1 protein-coding gene and 2 pseudogenes are annotated in these 1,429 nt (G+C 67.5%); 2 read left to right on the top strand and 1 reads right to left on the bottom strand.

The features are described 5' to 3' along the window. Positions 1-557 (top strand): annotated as a pseudogene (gene glmM / locus KIT86_RS25110) (phosphoglucosamine mutase); the annotation flags it as partial. After that, positions 554-1,045, top strand: a complete 492-nt coding sequence (locus KIT86_RS25105) for a GNAT family N-acetyltransferase (RefSeq protein ID WP_297403468.1) — start codon at positions 554-556, stop codon at positions 1,043-1,045. The pseudogene glmM and the gene KIT86_RS25105, both read left to right, overlap by 4 nt. A 4-nt stretch (positions 1,046-1,049) precedes the next feature. On the opposite strand, the pseudogene KIT86_RS25100 reads toward KIT86_RS25105, so the two are convergent. After that, a pseudogene (locus tag KIT86_RS25100) lies at positions 1,050-1,429 on the bottom strand (exo-beta-N-acetylmuramidase NamZ domain-containing protein); the annotation flags it as partial.

Below are 1,429 nucleotides of genomic sequence, written 5' to 3'. Positions count from 1 at the left end.
TTTACCTGATCGTGGCCGACCGCATTGCGCGCGACGAGGACGTACCAGGCGTGGTGGGCACGCTCATGACCAACATGGCGGTCGAGGTCGCGCTGAAGTCACGCGGCGTGAAGTTCGTGCGCGCCAAGGTGGGCGACCGGTACGTGCTGGAAGAACTCGAGCGCCATGGCTGGATCCTTGGGGGCGAGGGATCGGGGCACCTGCTGGTGCTGGACCGCCACACCACGGGCGACGGGCTGGTGTCGGCCCTGCAGGTGCTTCACGCTTGCGTTGACAGCGGCAAGACCATGTCGCAGCTGCTGGCCGACGTGACGCTGTTCCCTCAGACGCTGATCAATGTGCGCTTCCAGCCCGGCCAGGACTGGAAGACCAACACGTTTCTGGACGAGGAGACACGGGCGGTGGAGGCCGAGCTGGCCGATACAGGCCGCGTGCTGATTCGCGCCAGTGGCACCGAACCCTTGCTTCGCGTGATGGTGGAGGCGCGCGACGCCAGGCAGGCCCAGGCCTGTGCCGAGCGTCTGGCTGCGGCGGTTCAGGCGCAGGTGCCCGTGTGACAGCCACCGGCATCACCACGCTGCGTGCTGATTACGCCGATCCGGCGCACGCCCAGGCGCTGGTTTGGCTGCTCGATGCCTACGCGAGCGATCCCGCAGGGGGTGGTGAGGGGCTCAGTGCCTACGCCAAGACGAACCTGGTGGCCTGCCTGGCCGCGCGGCCGCAGGCCTACAGCGTGCTGGCCTATGACGGCGCGCAACCGGTGGGTTTGGTGAATTGCATCGAGGGTTTTTCGACATTCGCCTGCAAGCCACTGGTGAACGTGCACGACGTGGCCGTGCTGGCCAGCCACCGCGGGCGCGGCATCGCCGAGCAGATGCTGGCCCATGCCGAGGGCATCGCGCGCGAGCGTGGCGCGGTGAAGCTCACGCTGGAGGTGCTGTCGGGCAACCGGCCCGCGATGCGCCTCTACGAGCGCATCGGTTTTGCCGGCTACCAGCTGGACCCGGCCATGGGCAGTGCCCAGTTCCTGCAGAAGTGGCTCTGAGCGTTCAGTAGAGCAGGTGGGGCTGACGCGCCTCGGCCCTGGCGGCTTCGTCGGCCGCCGCAGCGGCATCGAGCACATCGGGTGCAGCCGACACATCGTCCACCCACTCGCGCAACAGCGGCCCGCCGTTGATGAGGTCGATCGCCAGCCGGTCGTGCTCGTACTCGTAGGGGAAATCTCGCCACAACGGGTAATCGGGCACCTGCAGCCGCAGGGCCCGGAACGCCAGGGCCTGCAAGCGCCAGGGCTTGAACGCCGCATGGTCGTAGTGCGAGGGGTCTTCCACATGAATCTGCACGCCCGCGCAGAGCTGCCCCACGTGCTTGTGAAAGGTGGGTTCAAAGAAGCACTCGCGCAGGACGCAGCCCTGGAGCCACTGTGGGG

Source organism: Hydrogenophaga sp. (genome assembly GCF_026125825.1).
Classification (GTDB): domain Bacteria; phylum Pseudomonadota; class Gammaproteobacteria; order Burkholderiales; family Burkholderiaceae_C; genus Hydrogenophaga.
This window is presented reverse-complemented; position numbering and strand designations above follow the sequence as displayed.